The organism is Rossellomorea vietnamensis (genome assembly GCF_008180415.1).
Classification (GTDB): Bacteria; Bacillota; Bacilli; order Bacillales; family Bacillaceae_B; genus Rossellomorea; species Rossellomorea vietnamensis_C.
Genome location: NZ_VTEI01000016.1, coordinates 27,059 through 47,392, shown reverse-complemented (window position 1 = coordinate 47,392; position 20,334 = coordinate 27,059). Strand labels below are relative to the sequence as shown.

General features: G+C 42.4%; 28 protein-coding genes. All 28 read right to left on the bottom strand.

Going from position 1 to position 20,334, the window contains the following annotated elements:
- Window positions 1–25: 25 nt before the first annotated feature.
- Window positions 26–1,318: a preprotein translocase subunit SecY gene (gene secY / locus FZC78_RS20450; RefSeq protein ID WP_148941946.1), complete on the bottom strand. Its 1,293-nt coding sequence runs from the start codon at window positions 1,316–1,318 to the stop codon at window positions 26–28.
- The gene (rplO, locus tag FZC78_RS20445; protein ID WP_113929773.1) at window positions 1,318–1,758 is read right to left on the bottom strand and encodes a 50S ribosomal protein L15; all 441 of its coding nucleotides are present in this window, start codon (window positions 1,756–1,758) and stop codon (window positions 1,318–1,320) included. Before rplO ends, secY begins: the two co-directional genes overlap by 1 nt.
- Before the next feature lie 31 nt (window positions 1,759–1,789).
- Window positions 1,790–1,972 (bottom strand): 50S ribosomal protein L30, encoded by a 183-nt coding sequence (gene rpmD / locus FZC78_RS20440; protein WP_113929772.1) that lies wholly within the window; start codon window positions 1,970–1,972, stop codon window positions 1,790–1,792.
- Between the two features lie 12 nt (window positions 1,973–1,984).
- The gene (gene rpsE / locus FZC78_RS20435; RefSeq protein WP_148941945.1) at window positions 1,985–2,485 is read right to left on the bottom strand and encodes a 30S ribosomal protein S5; all 501 of its coding nucleotides are present in this window, start codon (window positions 2,483–2,485) and stop codon (window positions 1,985–1,987) included.
- Between the two features lie 21 nt (window positions 2,486–2,506).
- Window positions 2,507–2,869 (bottom strand): 50S ribosomal protein L18, encoded by a 363-nt coding sequence (gene rplR / locus FZC78_RS20430; protein WP_148941944.1) that lies wholly within the window; start codon window positions 2,867–2,869, stop codon window positions 2,507–2,509.
- A gap of 32 nt (window positions 2,870–2,901) precedes the next feature.
- Window positions 2,902–3,438, bottom strand: a complete 537-nt coding sequence (gene rplF / locus FZC78_RS20425; protein WP_148941943.1) for a 50S ribosomal protein L6 — start codon at window positions 3,436–3,438, stop codon at window positions 2,902–2,904.
- A 30-nt stretch (window positions 3,439–3,468) separates the two neighbouring features.
- A complete protein-coding gene (rpsH, locus tag FZC78_RS20420) occupies window positions 3,469–3,867 on the bottom strand; it encodes a 30S ribosomal protein S8 (RefSeq protein ID WP_113929768.1) in 399 nt (132 codons plus the stop codon).
- Between the two features lie 30 nt (window positions 3,868–3,897).
- Window positions 3,898–4,083 (bottom strand): type Z 30S ribosomal protein S14, encoded by a 186-nt coding sequence (locus FZC78_RS20415; protein ID WP_113929767.1) that lies wholly within the window; start codon window positions 4,081–4,083, stop codon window positions 3,898–3,900.
- A gap of 24 nt (window positions 4,084–4,107) precedes the next feature.
- Window positions 4,108–4,647, bottom strand: a complete 540-nt coding sequence (rplE, locus tag FZC78_RS20410) for a 50S ribosomal protein L5 (RefSeq protein WP_148941942.1) — start codon at window positions 4,645–4,647, stop codon at window positions 4,108–4,110.
- Window positions 4,648–4,672: 25 nt separating this feature from the next.
- A complete protein-coding gene (rplX, locus tag FZC78_RS20405) occupies window positions 4,673–4,984 on the bottom strand; it encodes a 50S ribosomal protein L24 (protein WP_148941941.1) in 312 nt (103 codons plus the stop codon).
- Between the two features lie 35 nt (window positions 4,985–5,019).
- A complete protein-coding gene (rplN, locus tag FZC78_RS20400) occupies window positions 5,020–5,388 on the bottom strand; it encodes a 50S ribosomal protein L14 (RefSeq protein WP_006838978.1) in 369 nt (122 codons plus the stop codon).
- 41 nt (window positions 5,389–5,429) lie between these two features.
- Entirely contained in the window at window positions 5,430–5,693 is a 264-nt protein-coding gene (rpsQ, locus tag FZC78_RS20395; RefSeq protein WP_148941940.1) for a 30S ribosomal protein S17, read from the bottom strand.
- A 20-nt stretch (window positions 5,694–5,713) separates the two neighbouring features.
- A complete protein-coding gene (gene rpmC / locus FZC78_RS20390) occupies window positions 5,714–5,917 on the bottom strand; it encodes a 50S ribosomal protein L29 (protein ID WP_148941939.1) in 204 nt (67 codons plus the stop codon).
- The gene (rplP, locus tag FZC78_RS20385; RefSeq protein WP_148941938.1) at window positions 5,907–6,341 is read right to left on the bottom strand and encodes a 50S ribosomal protein L16; all 435 of its coding nucleotides are present in this window, start codon (window positions 6,339–6,341) and stop codon (window positions 5,907–5,909) included. The genes rpmC and rplP overlap by 11 nt, the downstream gene beginning before the upstream one ends.
- Before the next feature lie 2 nt (window positions 6,342–6,343).
- Window positions 6,344–7,000 (bottom strand): 30S ribosomal protein S3, encoded by a 657-nt coding sequence (gene rpsC, locus FZC78_RS20380; protein ID WP_119548617.1) that lies wholly within the window; start codon window positions 6,998–7,000, stop codon window positions 6,344–6,346.
- A 3-nt stretch (window positions 7,001–7,003) separates the two neighbouring features.
- Window positions 7,004–7,345 carry a 50S ribosomal protein L22 gene (gene rplV, locus FZC78_RS20375; protein WP_006838981.1) on the bottom strand — a complete coding sequence of 114 codons (342 nt, stop codon included), beginning with the start codon at window positions 7,343–7,345 and terminating at the stop codon, window positions 7,004–7,006.
- Between the two features lie 19 nt (window positions 7,346–7,364).
- Entirely contained in the window at window positions 7,365–7,643 is a 279-nt protein-coding gene (gene rpsS / locus FZC78_RS20370) for a 30S ribosomal protein S19 (protein ID WP_113929759.1), read from the bottom strand.
- Window positions 7,644–7,703: 60 nt separating this feature from the next.
- A complete protein-coding gene (gene rplB, locus FZC78_RS20365) occupies window positions 7,704–8,534 on the bottom strand; it encodes a 50S ribosomal protein L2 (RefSeq protein WP_148941937.1) in 831 nt (276 codons plus the stop codon).
- 29 nt (window positions 8,535–8,563) lie between these two features.
- Window positions 8,564–8,848 carry a 50S ribosomal protein L23 gene (gene rplW / locus FZC78_RS20360; RefSeq protein ID WP_148941936.1) on the bottom strand — a complete coding sequence of 95 codons (285 nt, stop codon included), beginning with the start codon at window positions 8,846–8,848 and terminating at the stop codon, window positions 8,564–8,566.
- Window positions 8,848–9,471 carry a 50S ribosomal protein L4 gene (rplD, locus tag FZC78_RS20355; protein WP_148941935.1) on the bottom strand — a complete coding sequence of 208 codons (624 nt, stop codon included), beginning with the start codon at window positions 9,469–9,471 and terminating at the stop codon, window positions 8,848–8,850. The genes rplW and rplD overlap by 1 nt, the downstream gene beginning before the upstream one ends.
- Window positions 9,472–9,501: 30 nt before the next feature.
- On the bottom strand, window positions 9,502–10,131 hold the full coding sequence (gene rplC / locus FZC78_RS20350; protein ID WP_148941934.1) for a 50S ribosomal protein L3: 630 nt from the start codon (window positions 10,129–10,131) through the stop codon (window positions 9,502–9,504).
- 34 nt (window positions 10,132–10,165) lie between these two features.
- The gene (gene rpsJ, locus FZC78_RS20345) at window positions 10,166–10,474 is read right to left on the bottom strand and encodes a 30S ribosomal protein S10 (protein ID WP_034676072.1); all 309 of its coding nucleotides are present in this window, start codon (window positions 10,472–10,474) and stop codon (window positions 10,166–10,168) included.
- A 1,184-nt stretch (window positions 10,475–11,658) separates the two neighbouring features.
- Window positions 11,659–12,849 carry an elongation factor Tu gene (tuf, locus tag FZC78_RS20335; RefSeq protein WP_148941932.1) on the bottom strand — a complete coding sequence of 397 codons (1,191 nt, stop codon included), beginning with the start codon at window positions 12,847–12,849 and terminating at the stop codon, window positions 11,659–11,661.
- 128 nt (window positions 12,850–12,977) lie between these two features.
- Window positions 12,978–15,056 carry an elongation factor G gene (fusA, locus tag FZC78_RS20330; RefSeq protein WP_148941931.1) on the bottom strand — a complete coding sequence of 693 codons (2,079 nt, stop codon included), beginning with the start codon at window positions 15,054–15,056 and terminating at the stop codon, window positions 12,978–12,980.
- Between the two features lie 48 nt (window positions 15,057–15,104).
- The gene (gene rpsG / locus FZC78_RS20325) at window positions 15,105–15,575 is read right to left on the bottom strand and encodes a 30S ribosomal protein S7 (protein WP_113929751.1); all 471 of its coding nucleotides are present in this window, start codon (window positions 15,573–15,575) and stop codon (window positions 15,105–15,107) included.
- A 51-nt stretch (window positions 15,576–15,626) separates the two neighbouring features.
- Window positions 15,627–16,049 (bottom strand): 30S ribosomal protein S12, encoded by a 423-nt coding sequence (gene rpsL, locus FZC78_RS20320; RefSeq protein ID WP_113929750.1) that lies wholly within the window; start codon window positions 16,047–16,049, stop codon window positions 15,627–15,629.
- Window positions 16,050–16,151: 102 nt separating this feature from the next.
- A complete protein-coding gene (locus tag FZC78_RS20315) occupies window positions 16,152–16,400 on the bottom strand; it encodes a 50S ribosomal protein L7ae-like protein (RefSeq protein WP_148941930.1) in 249 nt (82 codons plus the stop codon).
- Between the two features lie 298 nt (window positions 16,401–16,698).
- Window positions 16,699–20,292 carry a DNA-directed RNA polymerase subunit beta' gene (gene rpoC, locus FZC78_RS20310; RefSeq protein WP_148941929.1) on the bottom strand — a complete coding sequence of 1,198 codons (3,594 nt, stop codon included), beginning with the start codon at window positions 20,290–20,292 and terminating at the stop codon, window positions 16,699–16,701.
- Window positions 20,293–20,334: the final 42 nt, after the last annotated feature.

The window sequence follows — 20,334 nt, the reverse complement described above, 5'->3', positions numbered from 1 at the left end:
GAACCGACGTCCCCAAAACCTTTTTTTATTTAATGAAGCCTTTGTAGTGGCGTTTCACCAACTGAGCTTCCAGCCCTTTCATCGTTTCGAGTGCAACACCCACAACGATCAGCAAGCTTGTTCCTCCAATTTGAGCCGCCTGAGGCAGACCTGCAAATTTTATGAAGAAAACAGGAAGAATGGAAATGACGGCTAAGAATATCGCTCCAACAAAAGTCAGTCGATATAATACCCTGGTCAAGTATTCTTGAGTGGTTTTACCCGGACGGATACCAGGGATATAGCCACCTTGCTTCTTCAAGTTCTCTGACATTTGTTCAGGGTTGACTTGAATGAAAGCATAAAAGTACGTGAATGCGACGATCAACGCAACATAGATGATCATTCCGATCGGCTGCGTATAATCAAACACATACTGAATCGTACTTGTTACATCATTCGTACCAAAGAATGATGCGATGGTTTGCGGTGTAATGATGAAGGAAATCGCGAAGATTACCGGAATTACACCTGCAGCATTGACTTTCAACGGCAAGTGAGTCGACTGTCCTCCGACAGGGCTGCGTCCTACCAATCGCTTAGCGTATTGAATAGGAATCTTTCTCAGAGCCTGCTGTATGAAGATAACACCCACTGTGATTGCCACGATTGCCAATAGGATCAATATTGTCACAACAATACGAAGGAACAGCTGTTCACCAGCGCCTTCTAACTGAGATGCATAATATTGGTTTACTGCATTAGGGATAGCTGCAACGATACCTGCAAAAATCAAGATTGAAATACCGTTTCCAACTCCCTTGGCAGTGATCTGCTCACCGAGCCATAATAGAAATGCCGTACCAGCAGTCAAAATGAGTGCAATTAAAAGGTACGTCGCGACACTTGGGTTCGGGATTAAAAATCCACCGTACAATTGATTAAATCCATATGACATACCCAAAGCCTGGATAAAACCTAATACGATCGTGAAATAACGGGTAAACTGAGCTAACTTACGGCGGCCAACATCCCCCTGTTTAGACCATTCCGTAAATTTAGGCACAACATCCATCTGCAAAAGCTGCACAATGATAGATGCTGTGATGTACGGCATGATCCCCATAGCAAAGATCGAGAAGTTTTGCAGAGCTCCTCCGCCGAATGTATTCAGGAAGCCGATCAAGCCGGCTTGTTCTTGCATTTTCAGCACATCTGCGTCAACGCTTGGCACTGGAATGAATGTACCTAAGCGAAAGACTACTAACATTAGAAGGGTGAAAATAATTTTGTTTCTTATATCACCCACGCGCATAAAATTGGAGATTGTCTGAAACATTAAATCACCTCGGTTTTACCGCCAGCAGCTTCAATTGCTTCTTTAGCAGTGGATGAGAATTTGTTTGCTTTTACTGTAAGCTTTTTCTCAATATTACCTTTACCAAGAATCTTGATTCCAGATTTTTCGCTGCTTACTACTCCCGTTTCAATAAGAAGTTCAGGAGTAACTTCTGTTCCTTCTTCAAAACGATTTAATGCATCTAGGTTAACGATTGCAAATTCTTTACGGTTGATGTTTGTGAAACCGCGCTTAGGAAGACGTTGGAATAAAGGTGTTTGACCACCCTCGAAACCAGGACGAGTTCCACCGCCAGAACGAGCGTTTTGACCTTTGTGGCCTTTACCGGAAGTTTTACCATTTCCAGAACCAGTTCCACGGCCTACACGATTGCGCTCTTTGCGAGAACCTTTAGCAGGTTTTAATTCATGTAATTTCATGTCGGCACCTCCTTATTTACAAAGAATCTAATTAAGCTTCTTTAACCGTGACTAAGTGAGCAACCTTATTGACCATACCGCGGATAGCAGCATTATCTTGTTGTTCAACTGTTTGATGAAGCTTACGTAAGCCCAGAGCCTTAACTGTTTCGCGTTGATCTTTCGGACGACCAATCACACTGCGAGTGAGGGTAATTTCTAGTTTGTTTGCCATAGTTATCCCTCCTTATCCTAACAGTTCTTCTACTGATTTACCACGTAATTTCGCTACGTCCTCAGCACGTTTTAATTGTTTTAAACCTTCGATTGTAGCACGGATCATGTTGATTGGAGTGTTGGATCCCAATGATTTAGAAAGGATATCCTGAACACCAGCAAGTTCAAGTACCGCACGAACCGGACCACCAGCGATGATTCCTGTACCGGCAGAAGCAGGTTTGATAAGGATTTGTCCAGCACCAAAACGACCGATTACTTGGTGAGGAGTAGTTCCACCTACCATAGGCACTTCAACAAGATTTTTCTTCGCATCTTCAATTGCTTTACGGATAGCATCAGGTACCTCTTGAGCTTTACCAGTACCGAAACCTACGTTACCGTTTTTGTCTCCGACAACTACAAGAGCAGCGAAGCGGAAACGACGTCCACCTTTAACTACTTTCGCAACACGGTTGATCGTTACTACGCGTTCTTCAAGTTCTAGTTTGTTTGGATCAATTCGACGCATCTATATGTCCCTCCTTTTTTATTAAAATTCTAAGCCGTTTTCACGAGCTGCATCGGCTAATGCTTTTACGCGGCCGTGGTATAGGTAACCTCCACGGTCAAAAACTACTGATTTCATACCTTTTTCAGTTGCACGTTTGGCAATTAGTTCACCGACTTGAGCTGCTGCATCTACGTTTGCAGTAGAGTCAAGGTTGATCTCTTTATCTACAGTAGAAGCACTTGCCAAAGTTACACCATTAACATCATCGATCAATTGAGCGTAGATGTTTTTATTTGAACGATATACGTTTAAACGAGGACGTTGTTCTGTACCAGTAATTTTAGAACGTACACGAGCATGTCTTTTCTTACGCGTTTTGTTTTTAGATGGCTTAGTGATCATTAAGGTCACTCCTTTCTACTGCCTAAGCGGCATTATTTACCTGTTTTACCTTCTTTACGGCGTACGAACTCGCCTTCATAACGGATACCTTTGCCTTTATAAGGCTCAGGAGGACGGACAGCGCGGATGTTGGAAGCAATCGCACCAACACGCTCCTTGTCGATACCTTTGATTGAAATCTTTGTGTTAGCCGGAACTTCGATTTCGATACCATTCTCAGGTTCGAATTCAACTGGGTGAGAGTAACCTACGTTCAATACAAGCTTAGTTCCTTGTTTTTGAGCACGGTAACCTACACCGATAAGTTCAAGGTTTCTTTCGAATCCTTTAGAAACACCTTCAACCATATTAGCGATCAAAGCACGAGTCGTTCCGTGTAATGAACGATGTTCTTTTGATTCAGATGGACGAGAAATGTTCACTACGTTTTCTTGGACTTCTATATTAATATCCGGGCTGAATGTACGAGACAATTCACCTTTAGGACCTTTTACAGTTACGTTATTGGCATCAGTAGTGATTGTAACGCCTGCTGGCACCTCGATAGGTTTTTTACCTACACGTGACATACTGTTGCACCTCCATTCATTTCAAAAATATTACCAAACGTATCCTAGTACTTCTCCACCGACTTGCTGAGCACGAGCTTCTTTATCAGTTAGAACTCCTTGAGAAGTTGAAACAAGAGCTACTCCCAAACCGTTAAGTACTTTAGGAACTTCATCAGCTTTTGCATAAACGCGTAGACCTGGTTTAGAGATACGCTTTAATCCAGTGATAACACGTTCGTTATTAGAACCGTATTTTAAGAAGATGCGGATAACACCTTGCTTGTTATCTTCAACAAATTCCACATCGCGTACGAAACCTTCACGTTTAAGGATTTCTGCGATTTCTTTTTTGATGTTAGAAGCAGGTATTTCTAGCTTCTCGTGACGTACCATATTCGCATTACGGATGCGAGTAAGCATATCTGCAATTGGATCTGTCAATGTCATATTAATTTACCTCCTTCCCAAAATAGGGTTTTACCAGCTAGCTTTTTTAACGCCAGGAATTTGACCCTTGTAAGCAAGTTCACGGAAACAGATACGGCAAAGTTTGAATTTGCGGATTACTGAATGTGGACGGCCACAACGCTCACAGCGAGTGTATCCTTGAACAGGATGCTTAGGTTCACGTTTTTGTTTTGCGATCATTGATTTTTTAGCCACATTTTCGCCTCCCTTATTTAGAGATTACTTTTGAAATGGCATTCCGAATTGTGTCAATAACTCACGTGATTCTTCATCAGAGTTTGCTGTAGTAACGATAACGATATCCATTCCGCGTACTTTGGAAACTTTATCATAATCGATCTCTGGGAAAATCAACTGCTCTTTAACACCAAGAGTGTAGTTACCGCGACCATCGAATGCTTTTTTAGAAATACCGCGGAAGTCACGTACACGAGGTAGAGATACAGAGATAAGCTTATCTAGGAACTCATACATGCGTTCGCCGCGAAGAGTTACTTTCGCACCGATTGGCATACCTTCACGAAGACGGAAACCTGCGATAGATTTTTTTGCTTTAGTTACAACTGGTTTTTGACCAGTGATTAGTGTTAATTCTTCAACAGCAGTGTCCATTGACTTTGCATTTGAAACAGCATCGCCGACACCCATGTTAATAACGATTTTGTCGATCTTTGGAACCTGCATTACTGATTTATAGCTGAATTTGCTCATTAGAGCTGGAGTAATTTCGTCATTAAATTTTGCTTTTAGGCGGTTCATTTGAGTACCTCCCTTCTTCTTTAAACTATTTATCTAGAACTTCACCAGATTTTTTTGCTACACGTACATTCTTACCATCAACCTTCTTGAATCCAATACGAGTTGGTTCATTCGTCTTAGGATCAAGCAGCATAACATTCGATACATGAACAGGTGCCTCTTGGCTGATGATTCCGCCTTGCGGATTCCCTTGAGAAGGTTTTGAATGTTTTTTGATAACATTGATTCCTTCTACGATCACACGGTCTTTTTTAGGTAGTGATGTTAGTACAACACCAGTTTTACCTTTATCTTTACCTGTGATTACCATTACTTTATCGCCTTTTTTTACATGCATTAGTCGCACCTCCTCTTAACGCACAATAGGTTCTATTAAAGAACTTCTGGAGCTAAAGATACAATTTTCATAAAGTTATTTTCGCGCAATTCACGTGCTACTGGTCCGAAGATACGAGTACCACGCGGTCCTTTATCATCACGGATAATTACACATGCGTTTTCATCAAACTTAATGTAAGTTCCGTCTGTACGGCGGACACCGCTCTTTGTACGAACAACAACAGCTCTAACTACGTCGCCTTTTTTAACAACGCCACCTGGTGTTGCTTGTTTTACTGTACATACGATAACATCACCGATATTAGCTGTTTTACGGCCAGATCCGCCAAGTACTTTAATAGTCAAAACTTCACGAGCACCAGAGTTGTCGGCAACTTTCAAACGAGATTCTTGTTGAATCATCTAGGTAACCTCCCTTCGGAAAATAAATATCCGAACTTTTATTAAATAATTACTGCTTTTTCTACTACTTCTAGTAAGCGGAAACGTTTTGTAGCTGAAAGCGGGCGAGTTTCCATAATACGAACTACATCACCAGTTTTAGCTTCGTTCTGCTCATCATGAGCCTTGAACTTTTTAGAGTACTTTACGCGTTTGCCGTACAATGAATGTTTTTTGTAAGTTTCAACTAGAACTGTAACTGTTTTATCCATTTTATCGGAAACAACACGTCCAGTGTAAACCTTACGTTGATTGCGTTCACTCATTCTGCAAACCTCCTCTCAATTTATCGATTGTTAACCCCGATCTCTCTTTCATGGATAACAGTTTTCATACGAGCGATCGCCTTACGTACTTCACGAATACGGGCAGTGTTTTCAAGCTGTCCTGTCGCAAGCTGGAAGCGAAGGTTGAATAGTTCTTCTTTTAAAGATTTTACTTTTTGATCAATTTCGGCAGTGGTTAGGTCACGAATTTCATTACTTTTCATTTGATTCACCACCAATTTCTTCACGTTTCACAAACTTAGTTTTGATAGGAAGTTTGTGTGATGCAAGACGAAGCGCCTCACGAGCTACCTCTTCAGATACACCTGCAATTTCAAACATGATCTTGCCAGGCTTCACTACTGCTACCCAGCCTTCAGGAGCACCTTTACCAGAACCCATTCGGACTTCTAGAGGTTTAGCAGTGTAAGGTTTATGAGGGAAAATTTTAATCCACACTTTACCGCCACGTTTCATGTAACGAGTCATAGCAATACGTGCAGCTTCGATTTGTCGGTTAGTGATCCAAGAAGCTTCTACAGCTTGAAGGCCATATTCACCGAATGCAACCTCTTGGCCGCCTTTTGCGCGTCCACGCATTTTACCACGATGTTCACGACGATACTTAACGCGTTTAGGTAATAACATAATTATTTTCCTCCTTCCTCAGATTTCTTCTTAGCAGGAAGGACCTCTCCACGATAGATCCATACTTTAACACCAAGTTTACCGTAAGTTGTGTCAGCTTCAGCATGAGCATAATCAATGTCAGCGCGAAGTGTATGAAGTGGAACTGTTCCTTCGCTGTAATGTTCAGCACGAGCGATATCTGCACCGCCAAGACGACCAGATACTTGAGTTTTGATACCCTTAGCTCCTGCGCGCATTGCACGTTGGATAGTTTGTTTTTGAGCACGACGGAAAGATACACGGTTTTCTAATTGACGAGCGATATTCTCTGCAACTAGCTTGGCATCTAGGTCAGCTCTCTTGATTTCAACGATGTTGATGTGTACACGCTTAGAAGTAAGCTCGTTCAAAGCTTTACGTAAAGCTTCAACCTCTGTACCACCTTTACCGATAACCATACCAGGTTTTGCTGTATGAATTGTGATATTGATGCGGTTTGCCGCACGTTCGATTTCTACTTTAGAAACAGAAGCGTCAACTAAACGTTTCGCAATATATTCACGTACTTTAAGGTCTTCGTGCAGAAGATTGGCATAATCTTTATCAGCGTACCATTTTGATTCCCAATCACGAATAACTCCTACACGCAGTCCGACTGGATGTACTTTTTGACCCACGAATTATCCCTCCTTCTTTTCTGATACCACGATTGTGATGTGGCTTGTGCGTTTGTTGATTTGGCTTGCGCGTCCCATCGCACGAGGGCGGAAGCGTTTCATTGTTGGACCTTCGTTAACAAAGGCATCTGAGATGACTAAGTTGTTCACGTCCATGTCATAGTTATGTTCTGCGTTAGCGATAGCAGATTTTAATACTTTCTCAACTACTGGAGAAGCAGCTTTAGGAGTAAGATTTAAAATCGCTACAGCTTCGCCTACTTGCTTACCTCGGATTAGATCAACCACTAAACGTACCTTACGAGGAGCAATACGAACTGTTTTAGCGACAGCTTTAGCTTGCATTAGGATACCCTCCTCTCAATTAGCGTCTTGTTTTCTTGTCATCATTTCCATGACCTTTGTAAGAACGAGATGGTGCGAATTCACCAAGCTTGTGTCCTACCATATCTTCTGTAACATATACCGGTACATGTTTACGACCATCATAAACTGCGATTGTATGACCGATGAAATTCGGGAAAATTGTTGAACGGCGTGACCAAGTTTTAACAACTTGCTTCTTTTCGCCTTCGTTCAATTTCTCGATTTTAACCATCAAATGATCATCAACAAAAGGTCCCTTTTTTAAGCTACGACCCATGTTTGAACCTCCCTTCGTGATTGCTCTACGGCTCTATAGGTGAACCGTAGTCCAATCCCGTTATTTTTTGCGACGGCGCACAATAAATTTGTCAGATTTGCTCTTCTTCTTACGAGTCTTGAATCCAAGAGTTGGTTTACCCCATGGAGACATTGGTGATTTACGTCCGATAGGAGCGCGTCCTTCACCACCACCGTGTGGATGGTCGTTAGGGTTCATTACAGATCCACGTACAGTTGGGCGTTTGCCTAACCAGCGAGAACGACCTGCTTTACCGATGTTGATTAGTTCGTGCTGCTCGTTACCTACTTGACCTACAGTCGCGCGGCAAGATGAAAGGATCATGCGAACCTCACCTGAATTTAAACGTACAAGCACGTATTTACCTTCTTTACCAAGAACCTGAGCTGATGTACCAGCAGAACGAACCAATTGTCCGCCTTTACCTGGCTTAAGTTCGATGTTATGAACTACAGTACCTACAGGGATATTGATAAGTGGTAATGCATTACCTACTTTAATATCTGCTTCTGTGCCAGACATTACTTCCATACCTACTTGAAGTGTTTTAGGAGCAAGGATGTAACGCTTTTCTCCGTCCACATAGTTGATTAATGCAATGTTTGCTGAGCGGTTAGGATCATATTCGATTGTAGCAACGCGTCCTGGTATACCATCTTTATCACGTTTGAAGTCGATGATACGGTATTGACGCTTATGACCGCCGCCTTGATGACGAACTGTTAACTTACCTTGGTTGTTACGGCCGCCTTTTCTGTGTAAAGGCGCTAGCAATGACTTTTCTGGTTTGTCAGTAGTGATCTCTGCAAAATCAGAAGTAGTCATTCCGCGACGACCATTAGAGGTTGGTTTATACTTTTTAATCGCCATGTTTTTCCCTCCTCTTCTAAATTATTGGATTATACTTCAAAGAATTCGATTTCTTTGCTTTCAGCTGTAAGAGTCACGATCGCCTTACGACGTTTGTTCGTATAGCCGGCATGACGTCCCATACGCTTGAACTTACCTTTGTAATTCATAACGTTCACTTTTGCAACTTTAACGCCGAAGATCACTTCAACTGCATCTTTCACTTGAGTTTTGTTCGCTCTAGTGTCGACTTCAAAAGTGTATTTTTTATCAGCCATTAGATCAGTTGAAAGTTCTGTAATTACGGGGCGCTTAATGATATCGCGTGCATCCATTATGCAAGCACCTCCTCTACTTTTTCAACTGCTGCTTTAGTGATGATCAATTTATCATGAGCAACAACGTCCAGTACGCTGATTCCGTTAGCTGCAACTACTGTTACACCAGGAATGTTACGTGCTGATAGTGCTACATAATCTTCATTTCCTTCTGTTACTACTAATGTTTTAGAGTTTACAGAAAGGTTTTTCAAAACACCAGCGAATTCTTTTGTTTTTGGAGAATCAAAAACAAGAGATTCTAATACTAGGATGTTTTCTTCTGCTACTTTAGAAGATAGAGCAGATTTGATAGCTAAGCGACGAACCTTCTTAGGAAGCTTGTAGCTGTAGCTGCGTGGAACCGGTCCAAATACAGTACCACCGCCGCGCCATTGTGGAGATCTGATAGATCCCTGACGTGCACGTCCAGTACCTTTTTGACGCCATGGTTTACGTCCACCGCCTCTTACTTCAGAACGGCCTTTTACTTTGCTTGTACCTTGACGCTGAGATGCTCTTTGCATGATAACAGCTTCATAAAGTACGTTTTGGTTTGGTTCGATACCAAATACTGAATCATTAAGTTCAACATCACCAACTTGTGATCCGCTTTGGTTAAATAATGCTACTTTCGGCATTCGTGTTTCCTCCTTTCCAAAAAAGTTCTATTATTTTGTTTTTACGCCAGTTTTAACTTTAAGCATTGCTTTTTTAGGTCCAGGAACATTTCCTTTAACTAGAAGCAAGTTGCGTTCAGCATCAACTTTGACGATTTCAAGGTTTTGAATCGTGATTTGCTCTCCGCCCATGCGTCCAGGTAGTAATTTACCTTTGAATACACGGTTTGGATCAACAGGTCCCATTGAACCAGGACGACGATGGTAGCGGGAACCATGGGACATAGGTCCGCGGGATTGGTTATGACGCTTGATAGCACCTTGGAAACCTTTACCCTTTGAAATTCCTGTTACATCTACGATATCGCCTTCTGCGAAAATTTCTACTTTGACTTCTTGACCTACTTCATAATCTGAAGAGTTTACTCCGCGGAATTCACGGACGAAGCGCTTAGGAGCAGTTTCTGCTTTAGCAACGTGTCCTTTTTCCGGTTTGTTAGAAAGCTTTTCGCGTTTGTCTTCAAAACCGATTTGGATAGCTTCGTATCCATCAACCTCTGAAGTCTTCTTTTGAAGAACAACGTTTCCAGCAGCTTCGATAACTGTTACCGGGATAAGATCACCGTTTTCAGCAAAAACTTGAGTCATACCGATCTTTCTGCCTAAGATTCCTTTGGTCATAAGTCACACCTCCTGAATTGTTTTTGTATAGTAATTATAATTTGATTTCAATATCGACACCAGATGGCAGATCTAAACGCATTAGCGCATCAACCGTTTGTGGTGTTGGGTTAACAATATCGATTAAGCGTTTATGCGTACGCATTTCGAACTGCTCACGAGAATCTTTGTACTTATGGACCGCACGAAGAATTGTGTAGATTGATTTCTCAGTCGGAAGCGGAATCGGGCCGGACACTGCCGCACCAGAACGCTTTGCTGTTTCAACAATTTTCTCTGCAGATTGATCCAGGATTCTGTGATCATACGCTTTTAAACGAATACGAATTTTTTGTTTTGCCATTATTTTCCCTCCTTTATCGCCTACTTTAAGATAGACATTCTCCATGGAAATTTCCCACACACTCGCCATGGCAAAGCGGCCGGGTGTGTCAGCAACCTTCCATTTCATCGCAGTCAAAGACCAACATTGTCTATTATAACTAATTCCCAAAGGATATGCAACATTTTCTTGAATATCTTTGTTATTAGCGCACTTTTACAATTATACAAATTAATATGGGTGATTGCAAGGGGGAGACGAGATTACAAAATATTTCTATAGAAATAGGTTTTCGAGTCGATCTTCTGAACATAGACAGACATCAGTTGGCGAGTTTCCATTATAGTGCTTTGTTTTTTTAAGTTGTTTATATATAGAAGGAAATAAACTGCGACTTTTATAGAACATTTTGTGTAGTGAGTAAGTTAGAGAGATACCTGTTCAATGGCTGTTACTTATAATAGAAGGAGTTTTTCTTTTAGTCTGGGTATAGGGGGGAAGGTTATAAGATAGGTTACTCATATGGGATTTTCAGTGTTTAAGAAAGGACTGAAGTATCTTACCTTAGTCTCATTAGTTATATATCTTTATTCTGATTCTTAACGTGCCAAAGTTCATTGTCCAGTATTCTAGAATATCTCAGTTACCCAATGGTTTGTATAGTATGTTACGTTTGATGAATAGGGTTTTTTTGTTTAATTTCTTGTTCTGGGGTTTTTTTAATGGTGAAAGGCCTTTTTTACTGTCACAAAGGATGTAAGCTAATCACCCTACTATAAAGAGGATTTTCCTTTTTAGTATAGTGTTTACAGGCTAATCACCCTATTATAATGAGGATTTTTCTTTTTAGTATAGTGTTTACAGACTAATCACCCTATTATAATGAGGATTATCGTTTTTAGCATGGTGTTTACAGGCTAATCACCCTATTATAATGAGGATTATCCTTTTTAGTATAGTGTTTACAGGCTAATCACCCTATTATAATGAGGATTATCCTTTTTAGTATAGTGTTTACAGGCTAATCACCCTATTATAATGGTGTTTTTAGTCTTTACCATGGTGTTTATGTTTTATCAACCCTAAAATAATGTGTATTTCCATTGAGCTCCTGCATGATTTCTACATATATACTTATCAAACCATACAAAAAAGCAGATGGGCTCCGGATCCCATCTGCTTTAGTATGAATCTAAGAGTAAGAACTACTCTTGGATAGTAGCAACTACTCCAGCGCCTACAGTACGTCCACCCTCACGGATAGAGAATTTAGTACCTTCTTCGATAGCGATTGGAGAGATTAGTTCAACTGTCATTTCGATGTTATCTCCAGGCATAACCATTTCTACGCCTTCAGGAAGATTACAGATACCAGTTACATCAGTTGTACGGAAGTAGAACTGAGGACGGTAGTTAGTGAAGAATGGAGTGTGACGTCCACCCTCTTCTTTAGAAAGAACATAAACTTCAGCTTTGAAGTTAGTGTGTGGAGTGATTGTACCTGGCTTAGCAAGTACTTGACCACGTTGGATGTCTTCACGAGCTACCCCACGAAGAAGAGCTCCGATGTTGTCACCAGCTTCTGCATAGTCAAGAAGCTTACGGAACATTTCTACACCAGTTACAGTAGTAGATTTTGGCTCCTCAGAAAGACCGATGATGTCGATAGTGTCTCCAACTTTAACTTGTCCACGCTCTACACGTCCAGTTGCAACTGTACCACGGCCAGTGATTGAGAATACATCCTCAACAGGCATCATGAATGGCTTTTCAGTGTCACGCTCTGGAGTTGGGATATAGCTGTCAACAGCTTCCATTAGTTCGTAGATTTTCTCTTCCCACTCAGCTTCTCCTTCAAGAGCTTTAAGAGCAGAACCTTTGATTACTGGTACATCATCACCAGGGAAATCGTATTCAGAAAGAAGGTCACGAACTTCCATTTCTACAAGTTCAAGCAACTCTTCGTCGTCTACCATATCACATTTGTTCATGAATACTACTAGGTATGGTACACCAACTTGACGAGAAAGAAGGATGTGCTCACGAGTCTGTGGCATTGGGCCATCAGCAGCAGAAACAACTAGGATTCCGCCGTCCATTTGAGCAGCACCAGTGATCATGTTTTTAACGTAGTCAGCATGTCCTGGGCAGTCAACGTGTGCATAGTGGCGAGTATCTGTTTCGTACTCAACGTGTGCAGTAGAGATTGTGATACCGCGCTCTCTTTCTTCTGGAGCACCATCAATTTGGTCATAAGCCATAGCTGTTCCACGGCCGTACTTCTTATGCAAAGTAGTTGTGATAGCAGCTGTTAATGTAGTTTTACCATGGTCAACGTGACCAATTGTACCGATATTAGCATGTTCCTTGGAACGATCGAATTTTTCCTTACCCATTTGGAAATCCTCCTTTAAATTATAAAAAATTAAGTATATTTTATATGGCTGCCAGAAGGCGGGGTACCACCTTCTTAGACACCATAGCTTACACTAGTATTTATACTTGATTACAGCGAATAAATCAATTATTCACCTTTATTTTTTTTGATGATTTCTTCAGCGATTGATTTTGGAACTTCTTCATAATGATCGAAGTGCATAGAGTATGTTCCGCGACCTTGCGTGTTAGAACGCAATGAAGTTGCATAACCAAACATTTCAGAAAGTGGGACGAAGGATTTAACTACTTGCGCGTTACCGCGAGCTTCCATTCCTTCTACACGTCCGCGACGGGATGTGATATCACCCATGATGTCACCCATGTATTCTTCAGGGATAACAACTTCAACCTTCATCATTGGCTCTAGGATAGCTGGATCACACTTAGAAACTGCGTTTTTAAGTGCAAGGGATGCAGCTACTTTAAATGCCATTTCAGAAGAATCGACGTCATGGTAAGAACCATCGACTAGTCTAGCTTTAACATCGATTAACGGATAACCGGCGATAACGCCATTCTCCATAGAGTCAGCAAGACCGGCTTGTACTGCTGGGATGTATTCACGTGGAACAACCCCTCCAACAATACCGTTTTCGAATTCGAACCCTTTTCCTTCTTCATTTGGAGAGAATTCAATCCAAACGTGACCGAATTGTCCACGACCACCTGATTGACGGGCAAATTTACCCTCAACTTTAGCAGAACCGCGGAATGTTTCACGATAAGATACTTGAGGAGCACCAACGTTAGCTTCAACCTTGAATTCGCGTCTCATACGATCCACGATGATATCCAAGTGAAGTTCACCCATACCCGCAATGATAACCTGTCCAGTTTCCTGGTCAGTATGCGCGCGGAATGTAGGATCTTCTTCTTGAAGTTTTTGAAGTGCAGTCGTCATCTTATCTTGGTCAGCTTTAGATTTAGGCTCAACAGATAGAGAGATAACAGGCTCTGGGAATTCCATGGATTCTAAGATTACAAGGCTCTTTTCATCACATAGAGTATCACCAGTTGATGTATCTTTCAATCCAACAGCAGCTGCGATATCTCCAGCATATACTGTTGAGATTTCCTCACGAGAGTTAGCATGCATTTGCAGGATACGACCTACACGCTCACGCTTGCCTTTCGTAGAGTTTTGTACGTAAGAACCAGAATCAAGTGTTCCGGAATATACGCGGAAGAAAGTCAGTTTACCAACATAAGGATCTGTCATTACCTTAAATGCCAATGCAGAGAATGGTGCATCGTCAGTTGATGGACGAGTTACTTCTTCTTCTGTATCAGGAAGCATACCCTTGATGTCAGCAACATCAGTTGGTGCCGGAAGATAATCGATGACAGCATCGATTAGCAGCTGAACACCTTTGTTTTTGAAGGCAGAACCACAAAGCACTGGATAGAATTCTACTGTGTTTGTCGCTTTACGGATAGCAGATTTCAATTCATCGTTCGTTAGCTCTTCGCCTTCAAGGTATTTCATCATTAATTCTTCGTCAAGTTCAGAAACCGCTTCAATCAGTTTACCACGGTATTCTTCTGCTTGATCTTTATACTCATCAGGGATTTCACGAGCATCAGCACGTGTACCAAGATCATCTTCATAGAAGTAAGCTTTCATTTCTACAAGGTCGATGATTCCTTCGAAATCGTCTTCAGCACCGATTGGAAGCTGAATAGGATGAGCGTTCGCTTGAAGACGGTCATGCATAGTTCCTACAGAGTATAGGAAGTCAGCACCGATTTTATCCATCTTGTTTACGAATACTACACGAGGTACACCGTAAGTCGTTGCCTGGCGCCAAACTGTTTCAGTCTGAGGCTCAACTCCAGACTGAGCGTCTAGAACTGCTACTGCACCATCAAGTACACGAAGGGAACGTTCAACCTCAACAGTGAAGTCTACGTGTCCTGGTGTATCAATGATGTTGATACGATGGTCTTTCCAAGATGCTGTTGTCGCAGCAGATGTGATCGTGATTCCACGTTCCTGCTCCTGCTCCATCCAGTCCATCTGAGAAGCACCTTCGTGAGTTTCACCGATTTTGTGAATACGTCCAGTATAGAAAAGGATACGCTCTGTTGCAGTTGTTTTACCAGCATCGATGTGAGCCATGATACCGATATTACGAGTCTTTTCTAAGGAGAACTCTCTAGGCATGTCGTCTTTCTCCTTCCATTAATGAAAATTATTTTATATAGTAGAAGATTACCAACGGTAGTGAGCAAACGCTTTGTTTGCTTCAGCCATTTTGTGCATATCTTCACGCTTCTTAACAGAAGCACCTGTGTTGTTTGCTGCATCAAGGATTTCATTAGCTAAACGCTCTTCCATCGTCTTTTCACCGCGAAGACGAGAGTAGTTTACTAACCAACGAAGACCTAAAGTAGTACGACGCTCAGGACGAACTTCAACAGGTACTTGGTAGTTTGCACCACCAACACGACGTGCTCTTACTTCCAATACCGGCATGATATTTTTCAGAGCTTGGTCGAACACTTCCATTGCATCTTTGCCAGAACGCTCGCTGATTAGATCAAACGCAGCGTATAGTTTCTTTTGAGCTTTACCTCTCTTACCGTCAATCATGATTTTGTTGATTAGACGAGAAACTAATTTGGAATTGTACATTGGATCTGGAAGTACATCTCTTTTTGCTACAGGACCTTTACGTGGCATGTGTTTTCCTCCTTTCAACGAAAATAATCTATTCGTTAAATTAGTTCTTTATTATTTTTTAGCTGCTTTAGGACGCTTAGTACCGTATTTAGAACGGCCTTGCATACGACCTTCAACTCCAGCTGTATCCAACGCACCGCGAACGATGTGATAGCGTACCCCTGGTAAATCCTTTACACGTCCGCCGCGAATTAACACGACACTGTGCTCTTGAAGATTGTGGCCAATCCCAGGAATGTATGCAGTTACCTCGATTCCGTTAGTTAAACGTACACGAGCGTATTTACGCAACGCTGAGTTTGGTTTCTTTGGAGTCATCGTACCAACACGAGTACAAACACCGCGTTTTTGTGGAGAAGAAAGGTTAGTGTTCACTTTTTTGAAGCTGTTGTAACCTTTATTCAATGCAGGTGAAGTTGACTTTGTTGATTTAGACTGGCGTGGTTTACGCACTAATTGATTAATAGTAGGCATGTAAATATCCTCCCTTCTTATATTTTATAAGCCCACACATCCAGGTGGTTCATTTTTGTGTAAAAACAAAGTCTTTGCAGATCTCTAACTGCAAAAACTATTTTACTTAATAATAGCAACAGCTGCCGCTCCAACTTCAATTCCGCATGACTTCCCCAGCTTTCGCATGGAATCAACTCGTGTCACTGGAACATCCATCTCATTGGCTGTTTGTATGACCTTAGAAGTTACTTTGTGATCAGCATCATCAGCTACAACCAATAGTGATACAAGACCATTTTTAAGAGCTTTGACTGTCTGCTTTGTTCCTACAATGATTTCACTAGCCTGTGATACTTTTTCATAAGACATTATTTCATCCTCCAAAGTAACAGGTTACAGTATAGGAGCAACCTTGAATATATTATCATCTTAAAAAACTATTGTCAACAACAGAAATGAATATTTTATAAGTGCGGGTACTTATATATCATCTAAAAATTAATTTTCATGATTTCCGCTCCAGGTGTACGACTCCGCTGGGCTCACCTGTCGAGCTTATCCCGCAGGAGATCGTACACCTTACGCTCCAATCTAAGAGTGAAGCAGAAAAGCGGTCAAATCATATTAAAATTCCTGTAGACAATTTTTAACGCCGAGCATTATAAAATTATTCTACTGTTACTGTTTCTTCTTTTTGTTCCATCAATGGTTCTGCTCTGCGGTAACGCTGCATTCCTGTTCCAGCCGGAACAAGTTTACCAATGATGACATTTTCTTTCAAGCCGAGCAATTCATCGCGCTTGCCTTTGATCGCTGCATCAGTAAGGACACGTGTTGTTTCCTGGAAGGATGCTGCTGACAGGAATGAATCTGTTTCAAGAGAGGCTTTTGTGATACCAAGCAATACCGGACGTCCGGTTGCTGGTATATCCCCATCAAGAATGGCTTTTTCATTGGCGTCCGTAAATTGGTGGATGTCTAGCAATGTACCAGGCAGAACTTCCGTTTCACCTGCATCGATTACTCTGACTTTTCTCAGCATTTGACGTACCATAACCTCTACGTGCTTATCGCCGATTTCAACACCCTGCATACGGTAAACCTTTTGTACTTCACGAAGCAGGTATTCCTGCACTGCGTTTACGTCCTTGACTTTCAATAGTTCTTTAGGATCGATGGAACCTTCAGTGATTCCCTCACCTCTGATCACCCGATCATTGACACCATATTTCAAGCGGGCCGTATATGGAGCAGTGTAAGTCCTTGTTTCTACTTCGCCTTGTACAGTGATTTCATATTGGCGGTCCTTGCCTTCTGAAATAGAAGTGATAACACCTTCAATTTCAGAGATGACAGCCTGCCCTTTAGGATGGCGAGCCTCAAAGATCTCCTGGATACGAGGAAGACCCTGAGTGATATCGTCTCCTGCAACCCCTCCTGTATGGAAGGTACGCATCGTAAGCTGTGTACCCGGCTCACCGATAGATTGTGCTGCAATGATTCCGACAGCTTCCCCGACTTCGACTTTTTGGCCGGTAGCAAGGTTGGTGCCGTAACACTTCTCACATACACCATGACGCGTGTTACAAGTGAACGCGGAGCGGATATATACAGTTTCAATGCCTGCATCAATGATAGCCTTGGCAAGATCCTGTGTAATTAATTGATTTTCCTCAACCATCACTTCATCCGTGGATGGGTGCTTGATCGCTCTGCGGGAATATCTTCCGATCAGGCGCTCTTCAAGCGGTTCGATGATTTCGGTACCATCTTTAATGGATGCAACATGGAGGCCGCGGTCCGTTCCGCAATCTTCTTCACGGACGATAACATCCTGTGCAACATCAACAAGACGGCGTGTAAGGTAACCAGAGTCAGCTGTTTTAAGCGCCGTATCGGCAAGACCTTTACGGGCACCGTGAGTGGATATGAAGTACTCAAGTACTGTCAGGCCTTCACGGAAACTTGACTTGATTGGAAGCTCGATAATACGTCCAGCCGGGTTGGCCATGAGTCCGCGCATACCTGCAAGCTGAGTGAAGTTGGATGCATTACCACGGGCACCTGAGTCACTCATCATGAAGATAGGGTTGCTTCGGTCAAGGGTAGCCATCAGCTTGCCTTGGATTGTATCCTTGGCAGCACTCCAGATAGAGATTACTCTGTCATAACGCTCATCTTCCGTGATCAGACCACGTTTGAACTGCTTCAGCACGTTGTCCACTTTAGATTGGGCTTCTGTCAGGATCTCTTCTTTCTCGGCCAGTACGACGATATCGGCGATACCAACGGTGATACCTGCTTTAGTAGAGTATTTAAACCCAAGATCCTTCATGCGGTCAAGCATGCGGGATGTTTCTGTGATCGCAAAGCGTTTGAAGACTTCGGCGATGACATTCCCAAGGAATCCTTTTTTGAATGGATTGATCAGTTCTCTATTTTTGAACTCTTCTTTGATGTCCGTTTTAGGGTCAACGAAGTACTGCTCAGGAGTTACTGTTTCCAGGTTGCTCTGAGTCGGCTCATTGATGAACGGGAAGCTGTCAGGAAGAATTTCATTAAAGACAATTTTTCCGACAGTAGTCAATAGAAGCTGTTTGTTTTGTTCTTCAGTGAACGTTTTATTATTAAGCGATGATGCTGCTACCGCGATACGGGAATGCAGATGTACATAACCGTTCTGGTAGGCAATCAGGGCTTCGTTAGCATTGCTGTAAGTGGTTCCTTCCCCTTTGGCATCTTCGCGTTCCATTGTCAGGTAGTAGTTACCAAGAACCATATCCTGTGATGGAGTTACAACCGGTTTACCGTCTTTCGGGTTAAGGATATTTTGAGCTGCGAGCATCAGCATTCTTGCTTCAGCCTGCGCTTCAGATGATAAAGGTACATGGACCGCCATTTGGTCACCGTCGAAGTCTGCGTTATAAGCAGTACATACAAGCGGATGAAGGCGGATTGCCCTTCCTTCTACCAATGTCGGTTCAAATGCCTGGATTCCCAATCTGTGAAGAGTCGGGGCGCGGTTAAGCAGTACAGGGTGCTCTTTGATTACCTCTTCAAGGACATCCCATACTTCAGGCTGAATTCTTTCGATTTTGCGTTTCGCACTTTTAATGTTGTGCGCAATGCCTTTTTCGACAAGTTCCTTCATAACGAAAGGTTTGAACAATTCAAGGGCCATTTCTTTTGGAAGTCCGCACTGATACATCTTCAGGTTAGGACCAACAACGATTACCGAACGGCCTGAGTAGTCAACACGCTTTCCAAGAAGGTTTTGACGGAAACGTCCCTGTTTCCCTTTAAGCATATGAGAAAGGGATTTTAACGGTCTGTTACCAGGACCCGTTACAGGACGGCCTCTTCGTCCATTATCGATCAGTGCATCTACTGCTTCTTGAAGCATACGCTTTTCATTTTGAACAATGATGCTCGGTGCGCCAAGATCCAATAAACGCTTCAAGCGGTTATTACGGTTGATTACACGGCGATACAGATCATTAAGGTCTGATGTCGCAAAGCGTCCACCGTCAAGCTGTACCATCGGGCGCAGCTCTGGAGGGATTACTGGCAGAACATCAAGGATCATCCAATCAGGATCATTTCCTGAGTTCCTGAATGATTCTACTACTTCCAGTCTTTTGATTGCACGAGTACGACGCTGGCCTTGAGCAGTTTTCAATTCTTCTTTCAGGAAATCGGCTTCTTTATCGAGGTCGATGTCCTGCAAAATCTTCTTGATTGCCTCGGCACCCATTGCCGCTTGGAACTTCACACCATATTTTTCACGGTATGCACGATATTCTTTTTCAGAAAGAAGCTGCTTTTTCTCAAGAGCAGTATCTCCCGGCTCTGTTACTACATAGGAAGCGAAGTAGATGACTTCTTCCAAAGCGCGGGGGGACATGTCTAAGACAAGTCCCATACGGCTTGGAATTCCTTTAAAGTACCAGATATGCGATACAGGCGCCGCAAGCTCGATGTGCCCCATTCTTTCACGGCGCACTTTCGCTTTTGTAACCTCTACTCCGCATCGGTCACAGACTACACCTTTATAACGGACACGCTTGTATTTTCCGCAGTGGCATTCCCAGTCCTTTGTTGGTCCGAAAATACGCTCGCAGAACAAACCGTCCTTTTCAGGTTTTAACGTACGATAGTTGATAGTTTCCGGCTTCTTGACTTCACCAAATGACCAAGAACGAATCTTGTCAGGTGATGCAAGGCCGATTTTCATATATTCAAAGTTATTAACATCTAGCAAGGGGCCTACCTCCCTTTTAATCTACAGGTTCTAACCCTAATT

What these genes read in the sequence shown, in the direction of transcription:
- secY (WP_148941946.1), bottom strand. Translation starts at nt 1,318, where the DNA reads ATGTTTCAGACAATCTCCAATTTTATGCGCGTGGGTGATATAAGAAAC.
- rplO (WP_113929773.1), bottom strand. Translation starts at nt 1,758, where the DNA reads ATGAAATTACATGAATTAAAACCTGCTAAAGGTTCTCGCAAAGAGCGC.
- rpmD (WP_113929772.1), bottom strand. Translation starts at nt 1,972, where the DNA reads ATGGCAAACAAACTAGAAATTACCCTCACTCGCAGTGTGATTGGTCGT.
- rpsE (WP_148941945.1), bottom strand. Translation starts at nt 2,485, where the DNA reads ATGCGTCGAATTGATCCAAACAAACTAGAACTTGAAGAACGCGTAGTA.
- rplR (WP_148941944.1), bottom strand. Translation starts at nt 2,869, where the DNA reads ATGATCACTAAGCCATCTAAAAACAAAACGCGTAAGAAAAGACATGCT.
- rplF (WP_148941943.1), bottom strand. Translation starts at nt 3,438, where the DNA reads ATGTCACGTGTAGGTAAAAAACCTATCGAGGTGCCAGCAGGCGTTACA.
- rpsH (WP_113929768.1), bottom strand. Translation starts at nt 3,867, where the DNA reads ATGACATTGACAGATCCAATTGCAGATATGCTTACTCGCATCCGTAAT.
- rplE (WP_148941942.1), bottom strand. Translation starts at nt 4,647, where the DNA reads ATGAACCGCCTAAAAGCAAAATTTAATGACGAAATTACTCCAGCTCTA.
- rplX (WP_148941941.1), bottom strand. Translation starts at nt 4,984, where the DNA reads ATGCATGTAAAAAAAGGCGATAAAGTAATGGTAATCACAGGTAAAGAT.
- rplN (WP_006838978.1), bottom strand. Translation starts at nt 5,388, where the DNA reads ATGATTCAACAAGAATCTCGTTTGAAAGTTGCCGACAACTCTGGTGCT.
- rpsQ (WP_148941940.1), bottom strand. Translation starts at nt 5,693, where the DNA reads ATGAGTGAACGCAATCAACGTAAGGTTTACACTGGACGTGTTGTTTCC.
- rpmC (WP_148941939.1), bottom strand. Translation starts at nt 5,917, where the DNA reads ATGAAAAGTAATGAAATTCGTGACCTAACCACTGCCGAAATTGATCAA.
- rplP (WP_148941938.1), bottom strand. Translation starts at nt 6,341, where the DNA reads ATGTTATTACCTAAACGCGTTAAGTATCGTCGTGAACATCGTGGTAAA.
- rplV (WP_006838981.1), bottom strand. Translation starts at nt 7,345, where the DNA reads ATGCAAGCTAAAGCTGTCGCTAAAACAGTTCGTATTGCTCCTCGTAAG.
- rpsS (WP_113929759.1), bottom strand. Translation starts at nt 7,643, where the DNA reads ATGGGTCGTAGCTTAAAAAAGGGACCTTTTGTTGATGATCATTTGATG.
- rplB (WP_148941937.1), bottom strand. Translation starts at nt 8,534, where the DNA reads ATGGCGATTAAAAAGTATAAACCAACCTCTAATGGTCGTCGCGGAATG.
- rplW (WP_148941936.1), bottom strand. Translation starts at nt 8,848, where the DNA reads ATGGATGCACGCGATATCATTAAGCGCCCCGTAATTACAGAACTTTCA.
- rplD (WP_148941935.1), bottom strand. Translation starts at nt 9,471, where the DNA reads ATGCCGAAAGTAGCATTATTTAACCAAAGCGGATCACAAGTTGGTGAT.
- rplC (WP_148941934.1), bottom strand. Translation starts at nt 10,131, where the DNA reads ATGACCAAAGGAATCTTAGGCAGAAAGATCGGTATGACTCAAGTTTTT.
- rpsJ (WP_034676072.1), bottom strand. Translation starts at nt 10,474, where the DNA reads ATGGCAAAACAAAAAATTCGTATTCGTTTAAAAGCGTATGATCACAGA.
- tuf (WP_148941932.1), bottom strand. Translation starts at nt 12,849, where the DNA reads ATGGGTAAGGAAAAATTCGATCGTTCCAAGGAACATGCTAATATCGGT.
- fusA (WP_148941931.1), bottom strand. Translation starts at nt 15,056, where the DNA reads ATGCCTAGAGAGTTCTCCTTAGAAAAGACTCGTAATATCGGTATCATG.
- rpsG (WP_113929751.1), bottom strand. Translation starts at nt 15,575, where the DNA reads ATGCCACGTAAAGGTCCTGTAGCAAAAAGAGATGTACTTCCAGATCCA.
- rpsL (WP_113929750.1), bottom strand. Translation starts at nt 16,049, where the DNA reads ATGCCTACTATTAATCAATTAGTGCGTAAACCACGCCAGTCTAAATCA.
- FZC78_RS20315 (WP_148941930.1), bottom strand. Translation starts at nt 16,400, where the DNA reads ATGTCTTATGAAAAAGTATCACAGGCTAGTGAAATCATTGTAGGAACA.